Here is a 9,301-nt window from a genome sequence, read left to right on the forward strand (position 1 = left end):
TAAAGCGATCGCACCCAACAAGCCTTTGCGAAAATCGTTGAGTAATTGACGGGCAGCCCGTTCGCGATCGCCCTGATAGCGATCGTCGGCTAAACTTTGCAAGTAGGATTCCCCCGTTTGCGAACCCACGTCTACAGAGTAGCGATCGTGCAATTTATCTTGCAATCCCAGATCGGCGAACAACTCCACCATCCCCGCCGCCACCCGCTGATTGTCGTAGGCGGCTTCCCCGATATCCTCGCAAATCGCCAATTTCAGGGCATCTTCCTGATTCTCGATCCGGCTCGGAATCACCCCCGGGGCATCCAATAATTCAATTTGATTGGAAATTCGCACCCACTGCAACTTCCGAGTCACCCCCGCCCGCCGAGCACTCTCCACCACCCGCCGTTTCAGCAGGCGGTTAATTAAAGCAGATTTCCCCACATTCGGAAATCCGATCACCACAGCCCGAACCGGCCGGGGCAACATCCCCCGCGTCCGCCGTTTCTCATTCACCTTATCCCCCGCCTGTCGGGTAGCCTTCACCACCGCTTCCACCCCCTGACCCTTTTGGGCGTTGGTGAAATAGGGCGTCTCCTCCCTTTCCTCGAACCACCGCTGCCACTGTTCCCGCAAGTGGGGCGGAATCATATCCAGACGGTTGATCACCAACAACCGTGTTTTCCCGGATACCCAGTCCGGCACCTGGGGATGGTGAGTCGCCAAAGGAATGCGGGCATCCCGCACTTCAAGCACCACATCAACCCGTTTGAGCTGTTCTTTGAGGGTGCGTTCCGCCTTGGCAATGTGACCGGGATACCATTGAATTGTCATGAAACGATAACAAATGATGAGGGAGTCGAGGGGCGGAGGAGGACAATCAATTAATAATTAATAATTATTAATTCCCCCTACACCCTACACCCTACACCCTACACCCTAATCTCACGGTACAACGAGAACGGGACAGGGGGAAAGATTGATCACGCGGTTAGTGATGCTGTCGGCAACACCTTCTTCAGTGAGTCCCATGCCCCGAGATCCCATCACGATCAGATCGGCGTCGATCTCGTCGGCGACGTCGCAGATGGTGAAAGCGGGTTTTCCTTCGCGTTCGATGGGTTTAGCATCGATGCCGAAGTTGGTAAACATGGTGTGGGCTTCCTTCAAAAGCAGGTTGACAGCCTCGGGGGAAGCCATTGGTTCGGAGTGGGGCTGTTCCCCCTCCGGTTCCTTGGGTTCGACTACGGCGAGAACATAGAGGTTAGCCTGATAGGTTTGAACGATATTGACAACCTTTTCGGCGGCCTCGCGGGCTTCTCGACTCTGATCGATCGCAAATAAAACGGTCTTAAACATAATCGCGCATCTCCAAGACGCGGACTTCGGTAGAATGTTTACGGTGAACGTTCGGATGGCTGAGGTGCCATCGAGTTGGCCACAGCTCCGGGGCTGTCTGGCCAATCACCCGTACCGCCCCCATTCAATTCGATTAAAGCAGAAGAAACGATTTAGGAGGTTAATCCTGTGGCTAAGAAAACTGTAGCAAATTTATCGGCATCAGACCTATCCGGCAAAAAAGTGCTGGTACGGGCGGACTTCAACGTGCCGATCGACAACGGCTCCATTACCGATGATACCAGGATTCGGGCGGCTCTGCCGACCATTCAAGATCTGACCTCCAAGGGGGCGAAGGTGATCCTGACGAGCCACTTCGGCCGTCCCAAGGGGAAAGTGGTGGAATCCATGCGTCTGACCCCCGTGGCGGAGCGTCTGTCGGAATTGTTGGGCAAAACCGTTAAAAAATGTGACGATTGCATCGGCGAGGAAGTGGCCGGAACCGTCGCGGCCATGAGTGACGGCGACGTGGTGTTGTTGGAAAATGTCCGCTTCTACGCCGAAGAAGAGAAGAACGACCCGGAATTCGCCCAGAAATTGGCTTCGATCGCCGATCTGTATGTGAACGACGCCTTCGGGACGGCCCACCGGGCCCACGTTTCCACGGAAGGGGTGACGAAGTACCTGAGTCCCAGCGTGGCGGGTTATCTGATTGAGAAGGAATTGCAGTTCCTCAAGGGGGCGATCGACAATCCCCAGCGTCCCCTGGCGGCGATCGTCGGCGGCTCGAAGGTGTCGAGTAAAATCGGCGTGATCGAGGCGTTGTTGGACAAGTGCGACAAGCTGCTGCTCGGCGGCGGGATGATTTTCACGTTCTACAAGGCTCGGGGCATCAGCGTCGGTAACTCCCTGGTGGAAGAGGACAAGCTGGAGTTGGCCAAATCCCTGGAAGCGAAGGCGAAGGAGAAGGGCGTCGCCATGTTGCTGCCGACGGATGTGATCATCGCCGACAAGTTCGACAAGGATGCCAACTCCCAGACGGTGGCTGTCGAGTCCATCCCCGACGGTTGGATGGGATTGGATATCGGTCCGGATTCCGTGAAGGTGTTCCAGGAAGCCCTGGCGGACTGCAAGACGGTGATTTGGAACGGTCCGATGGGGGTGTTCGAGTTCGAGAAGTTCGCGGCGGGCACTAAGGCGATCGCACAAACGTTGGCTGAACTGACGGGCACCGGCGCCACCACGATTATCGGCGGCGGCGACTCCGTTGCGGCGGTGGAACAGTTGCACCTGGGCGAAAAGATGAGCCACATCTCCACCGGAGGCGGGGCGAGTCTGGAATTGCTCGAAGGGAAAGAACTTCCCGGCATCGTGGCGTTGGATGACGCTTAATTTGATTCGCTAAAACTGTCGGGGTGGGCAAGGGAACCGCCCTGACGGTTTTGGAAGAAAGAGGAGAGATGAAAGAGCGATCGGGCAGGCACGGAGGCACTGCCCCCACGGATTATCAATTATCCCCACCGAGTACACCCCACACCCTTCTTCTCTGGCTGGGACTCAGTTTGGTTTTCGCGACGATTTACGGCGGACTGGCGATCGCGGAAGCGTTCAGTCAAGATTACGTCATCCAGGACGATGCTAGACAGCACGTTTTCTGGATGCGACGGTTTCTCGATCCGGATCTGTTCCCCAATGATGCGATCGCGGACTATTTTCAATCCGTCGCCCCCCCGGTTACGCGACGCTGTATCGAGTATTCGCGATTTTGGGCGTCGATCCGGTTATCCTCAGCAAAATTTTACCCCTGATTTTGGGATGGGTGACGACGGTTTTCTGTTTCGGGGTGTGTCTGGAATTGCGAACGGTGCCCGCCGCCGGGTTTATGGCGGCAACTCTGTTAAATCAGCAAATCTGGCTGAATGAGGATCTGGTGTCGGCGACGCCGAGGGCGTTTGTCTATCCGCTGTTTCTGGCTTTTCTCTATTTTCTGTTGCGGCGAAAACCGATAGTTTGCGGACTCGCGATCGCATTCTTGGGACTGTTCTACCCTCAATATGTCCTGGTGGCGACGGGTATCCTGTTTCTCCGATTGTGGACGGGGACGGATCGCGATCGCCGTCTGTGTGGCATCGGGTTGGGAGTGAGTGCGATCGTGATTCTCTATTATGCCTCCGGTTCGGGAGAGTTCGGGCCGGTGATTTCGGCGGCGGAGGCGAAAACCTTCTCCGAATTTGGCGGGGCGGGAAATAGTGCGTTTTTCGATAACAATCCCTGGCGGTTTTTCGTGGCGAGTCCCCGCAGCGGCTTGTTTCCCGAACATCCGTTTCGCCCTCCGCTGCTGGGGATGGGGTTGGCTTTGCCGCTGCTGTTGCGGTTTCCGAGACGGTTTCCGGCGATCGCCCAAATTTCCCCCCAGATTACAATTTTGGGGGAGTGGCTGCTGTCGGCGATAGGATTATTCGCGATCGCCCACCTGCTGCTGTTCCGCCTCCACCTCCCCAACCGCTACACCATCCACAGTTTCCGCATGATAATCGCCCTGGCGGCGGGGATTTCCCTGTGGGTGCTCTTCGATGCGGTGTGGCGGTGGGGGAAAAATTGCCCCCGGCGGCGGTTGGTGGCGATCGCGGTTACGGGCTCGCTGGGACTGGCGATCGTGTCGGGAACTTGGTTTTTGGGGAAATTTCCGAAAACGGGCTATGTGAAGGGCAGGGAACCGGCTCTCTATGAGTTTTTCGCTCGGCAACCCAAAGATATTGTCATCGCCTCCATCGCTGCGGAAGCGGACAATATCCCGACGTTTTCCCGGCGATCGATCTGGGTGGGGTGGGAATATGCGATTCCCTACCATTTAGGTTATTATCTTCCCCTACAGGAACGGGCGATCGCTCTGATTCGGGCGGTGTATTCCCCTGATCGCGATCGGATGCGGGAGTTGATCGCTGAGGAGGGTATCGATTATATTCTCCTCGATCGCGATTCTTTTACCCTGGATTACGTTTTCGATAACCGCTGGCTGCGGCAGTGGTATCATTCCCACGGGAAGGACATTCGATCACTCTATCAACAGGGCATTCAACCCGCGATCACGGACAGTCTGGGGGCGTGTTCTGTATTGGAAACCGAGCGATCGCTCGTCCTTTCAACCGACTGTCTCTTACAATTTTAGATTTTATAGTAACGAGCGCTGGCGTGTAACCACGCCGGGAATGATCAATCTCTCTACTCCCGACTCTCTACTCCCGACTCCCGACTCCCTATGTATGTGAGGTGTACTGATTTGAAAGCCGCTGTCAAACCACTCCGATCTGGGTTCGATTCGATTGTCGAAATTTTGATTTTGGGGTTCGTCTTCGGCATTTCCTACGTCCAAGATCCCCTCTACACTTCCAATCAGAATACCAAATTTCTGCACGGGATGGCGCGGGCGGGGTACGGCTATTTACAAAATGACTGGCAGGCGAACACGTTGAATCCCCTCCCCGTTTTTACCGCCCTGGTGGAGTTCACGGTTTCCCACCTGCATCCGGCATTTTTTTATGTTTACTATTTGATATTATTTGGGATTTATGCCTACAGCTTAATGGGCATCGCATCGATGATTTTCAAAATCGACACGAAATTTAAAAAAAGCGTCTATTTCCTATTTTTAATCGCCGTCCACTGCGTGGAAATCGATATGTTTGCGTTGGAAACCCACGTCCATTTGCACTACGGTTTGGCGGAACAGTATATTTTGGGTTCCTATTTTCAGACGAGCAATTTCGGGGTTTTCATCCTGCTGTCAATTTATTTATTTCTGCGGGGGGATCATTTCGGGTCGATCTTACCGCTGGCGATCGCGGCGACGGTTCACCCCGCCTACCTGCCAAGTGTCCCCCTAATTACCTTGGGATATATGGTCGTTCTCTACCGACAAAAAGAAAAATTATTGTCAATTTTATCTTTGGGGATTTTATCTGCTCTTTTAATACTGCCCGTCACCCTCTATATGACCGTCATGTTTCAGCCCACCTCTCCGGAAATCGCCTCCCTCGCCCGCCGTTTGATCGTCCACCGCATCCCCCATCATTCCTTTCCAGAATTGTGGTTGGATTCGGTGGCTTGGGTGCAGATTTTGGTGATGGTTGCGGGAATTTATTTCGTCCGAAAATCTCCGCTATTTTGGATCATGTCTGTTGCCTTTATCATCGCATCCACTTTAACGGCAGTGCAAGTGATATCCGACAGTAAAACTTTGGCATTTATGACTCCCTGGCGAGTTTCTGCATGGCTAGTTCCGCTTTCGATGGCGATGATTGTCGCTGATTTAATAACGGTGGTTTTGCAGCGATATCCACAATTTTTTGTAGCCTTAAAGCAGCCGATTTATTGGATGACATTGACCACGATTTCAATTTTTTTTGTTGTCGGAGTGCAGGAGCAAATTAAAGAACTCAATCGGACACCGGATTACCAGCCGATGATGGCGTTTGTTAAAAACAATAGAAAAGCCGATCATTTATATTTAATTCCCCACATTTCCGGAAATTTTGTGTCTTTTCGTCTGGAAACCGGGGTGCCGATTTTGGTGAACTACAAAACGCATCCTTACAAAGATCGAGAGGTGGTCGAATGGCACGATCGCATGATGATGTCGCAGCGGTTTTACGCCCCGGAATTCCGCGATACCCGCTGTCGGGGATTGCGAGAAATCGTCGAAACTTACGGGATCACCCATGTCATTACGGAGTTAGGGGACGCGATCGCCTGCGGCCAGACCCGGGAAATCTACGGCGACCCGAAGTTTAAAATTTACGAAATTTTGGGGAACAAAACGGGGTGAGGGCGATCGCTTTGAAGCGCCCCCGCCCTCGATTTTTCTTCGGGACAAGTCGGGGGGGGTCTCAGGGGGGGGTGGGGCGGGCGATGTCGCGATCGCTGGGCGGATTGAACCCATTTTTTTTGATAAACTGAATGGGGTCGGGGACAACTCAACTTCGATCGCGCTTCGAGGGTGAAGTCACGACCAATTTTCCCGGGGGGACCCGCCCGATTTCACCGGATGTCTATCGATCCCGATCCGGCATCCACTCCCCCTGAAATTGATTCGGCAAGTCGTCGCCCGAATCGCGATCGCCGGATACAATCTCCGAGGGGTCCGGACGGTCGGCCAACCGAGCGGATAGCTCGACAATCGGGGGGTCAACCCAAATCGATCGCAAGTATCGCACTCGCGCCTTGAAACGAGCGAACCCCAAAAACTCCCAAACCTCGATTGAAAGAGGGTTTGATCCTCCCTCATACCAACTCCCCAATACCGCGCCCTGCGCTAATGATACCCGGTCGCCAATATGTTTGAGCTCCATACCATCCTCAAATCCAAAACTGGACGCTATTTCACCTTCAACAGTCTGACGGTTCTCCTCTACCTGGCAATCGTCTGGTTTACCGTTGACAAGCTGATGCTCAATGCGACGGAAGCCATTTTTTGGCCGGTTGCCGGGTGGTCTTTAGTCGTTTTGCTCTGGTGGGGGTGGGGGTGCTGGCCGGGAATTGCCCTCGGCGCCGTGCTATCGGCCCCCCTACTCCCCGGCAGTTCGGCCCCGGCCCTGATCTGGGCGGTGGGGGCCGTCGGGCAGGCCAGCGCCGGGTACTGGATGCTGCGGCAGATCGGGTTTTCTCCCAGCCTCCGCCGGGTGAAAGATATCTTGGGACTGACGGTTTTGGGGGCGGGAGTCTCGACCCTGATCAATTCCACCCTGACGCCGCTGGCCCTGCTGTTGTCCGGGGAATTGGACGGCGGCCAGTTCGGGGATATTTGGATGACGTGGTGGCTCGGGGACGCGATCGGAATTTTGATCGTCGTCCCGGCACTGCTGTCCTGGGGCACTCGGTTGCAGGACAAATATCGGCAGGGTCGGGACCCCGGCGACCCGACGCAGCGGAATTGGCGCTGGCTGTTGCCGGAAGAGTTGCAGGTGTTGAAACCGTCCCGGCGATCGCATTTGCTGGCCCAAGTGCTCTACGTCCTGGAAATCGGGGTCTGGCTGTCGCTGCTGCTGCCGTTGAACTGGTTCGTCTTTTGTTCGAGAACCCGGACGGCGACCATCGACTACCCCCTGGAATATCTGCCCTTTCCCTTGTTGGTGTGGGCTTCCCTGCGCTTCGGGCTGCGGGGGACGTCCCTGGCTAACCTGCTGATCGCCGGATTCGCCATTTGGGGCGTCGTGCGGGACAGCGGCCCGTTCGTCAACACCATCACCGGAATACCCCGGGTTTTTTCCCTGCAAGCCTTCATTCTGGCGATCGCCCTGACGGGGTTATTTTTGGCCGCCTCCGTGGAAGAACGGCAGCGGGCGGAAGCCTCCCTGCGCTCCAAGGAGGCGAGTTTGGCCAACGCCCAGCGGATCGCCAAGTTGGGACACTGGGAGTTGGATGTCCGGCGGGACGATTGCCACTGGTCCGACGAGCTGTACGACATCCTGGGGGCGAACCCTAAAACGGCCGCCCCCAGTGTGGCGGAATATTTGAGCCACGTCCATCCCGACGATCGCGATCGCGTGGAACAGGTGATCACGGCCGGGATTTCGGAGCAGATCCCCTACAGCATCGACTACCGCATCGTCACCCCCGACGGCCGGGAGCGTATCGTCACCGAACAGGCGATCGTCACCCCCACCCACATCACCAGCACGGTGCAGGACGTGACGGAGCGCAAGCGGGCCGAACTCGCCCTCAGGGCCAGCGAAGAGCGGTTTTCTCGGGCGTTCAACGCCAGTCCGGTGGGGATCAGCATCAGCACCTTCGCGGAAGGGCGGTTTTTGGACGTGAACGAGAGTTTCCTCAAGCAACTGGGCTGGACTCGGGAAGAGGTCATCGACCGCACCTCGGCGGAGTTGGGGATCTGGGAACCCGAGTGGCGCAGCCAACTCCTGGCCCGGTTCGAGACCCAGGAGCGCGTCAGCAATTTGGAAGTCCGGGTGCGGAATAAATCCGGCCAATTCCGAAACTGGCTGCTGGCCGTCGAACCCATACTCCTGGGAGACACACCCTGCCTGCTCACCCTCGCCAGCGACATCACCGAACGCAAACAGGCCGAAGAACTCCGCCGCGCCAAGGAAGCCGCCGAACAGGCCAACCACGCCAAAAGCCTGTTCCTGGCCAACATGAGCCACGAACTCCGCACCCCCCTCAACGCCATTCTCGGCTACAGCGAACTGCTCCAGGAAGACGCCCAAGACCTCGGCCAGGATGAATTCGTGGCGGATTTGAAAAATATCCACGTCGCCGGCCAGCATTTGCTGACGTTGATCAGCGACATTCTCGATTTCTCCAAGATCGAAGCGGGCCGCATGAACTTTCACTTGGAAACCTGCAAAATTGACACCCTATTGTGGGAAGTGGAAACCACCATCGCGCCCCTGGCTGAAAAAAATTCCAACCAATTCACCTTGGAAGTGACCGAAGATATCGGCCTCATGCACACCGATGTCACCAAAGTCCGGCAATCCCTGCTAAATTTGTTAAGTAACGCCTGCAAGTTCACCGACAACGGGCAGGTCATCTTGCGGGTCTGGCGGGAACCCGGGACGCTTACCCACTCTCCCAACTTGCCGGTTTCCAAGGCCAACGGCAGTTCGGAAGCCTCCGAAGATCAATCTCCGCTCACGGCGGGATCGGAGGTGGATTTTATCTTTTTTCAAGTGCGCGATACCGGCATCGGCATGAGTCCCGAGCAAATTGCCACCATTTTCAATCCGTTTACCCAGGCGGACGAAAGTACGACCCGCAAGTACGGGGGGACGGGACTGGGACTGACCATCACCCGGAAATTGTGTCAGATGATGGGCGGAGATCTCTGGGTTGAAAGTGAAGTCGGCCGGGGTTCGAGCTTCACGTTTCGACTGCCCCAAACCCTTTACCATGGTTGATTAGTTAATGCCGATATCAATGGTGCAGCTAATCTCCTCAAAAAAGTAGCAACAACTTTAGGATTTTC

Annotated in this window: 7 protein-coding genes; 5 read left to right on the top strand and 2 right to left on the bottom strand. The window is 55.5% G+C overall.

Features of this window, described 5'->3' with window-relative positions:
- Positions 1-816 (bottom strand): ribosome biogenesis GTPase YlqF (ylqF, locus tag AC0QHF_RS17065; RefSeq protein WP_324705434.1); only part of this gene is annotated, 816 nt, incomplete at its 3' end.
- Positions 817-927: 111 nt separating this feature from the next.
- A complete protein-coding gene (locus tag AC0QHF_RS17070) occupies positions 928-1,341 on the bottom strand; it encodes a universal stress protein (protein ID WP_324705435.1) in 414 nt (137 codons plus the stop codon).
- Between the two features lie 168 nt (positions 1,342-1,509).
- On the opposite strand from AC0QHF_RS17070, the gene AC0QHF_RS17075 reads away from it, so the two are divergent.
- The 5 genes from AC0QHF_RS17075 (at position 1,510) to AC0QHF_RS17095 (ending at position 9,233) form a co-directional block, all read left to right on the top strand.
- On the top strand, positions 1,510-2,712 hold the full coding sequence (locus AC0QHF_RS17075; protein ID WP_324705436.1) for a phosphoglycerate kinase: 1,203 nt from the start codon (positions 1,510-1,512) through the stop codon (positions 2,710-2,712).
- A gap of 23 nt (positions 2,713-2,735) precedes the next feature.
- Positions 2,736-3,128 carry a hypothetical protein gene (locus AC0QHF_RS17080; RefSeq protein WP_324705437.1) on the top strand — a complete coding sequence of 131 codons (393 nt, stop codon included), beginning with the start codon at positions 2,736-2,738 and terminating at the stop codon, positions 3,126-3,128.
- Positions 3,086-4,489 carry a hypothetical protein gene (locus AC0QHF_RS17085; protein ID WP_324705438.1) on the top strand — a complete coding sequence of 468 codons (1,404 nt, stop codon included), beginning with the start codon at positions 3,086-3,088 and terminating at the stop codon, positions 4,487-4,489. Before AC0QHF_RS17080 ends, AC0QHF_RS17085 begins: the two co-directional genes overlap by 43 nt.
- Before the next feature lie 111 nt (positions 4,490-4,600).
- Positions 4,601-6,145, top strand: coding sequence for a DUF6798 domain-containing protein (locus tag AC0QHF_RS17090; protein WP_324705439.1), 1,545 nt, complete (start codon positions 4,601-4,603; stop codon positions 6,143-6,145).
- A gap of 508 nt (positions 6,146-6,653) precedes the next feature.
- The gene (locus AC0QHF_RS17095; RefSeq protein ID WP_324705440.1) at positions 6,654-9,233 is read left to right on the top strand and encodes an MASE1 domain-containing protein; all 2,580 of its coding nucleotides are present in this window, start codon (positions 6,654-6,656) and stop codon (positions 9,231-9,233) included.
- Positions 9,234-9,301: the final 68 nt, after the last annotated feature.

The sequence above is a fragment of the Lyngbya sp. CCY1209 genome, from assembly GCF_055795065.1.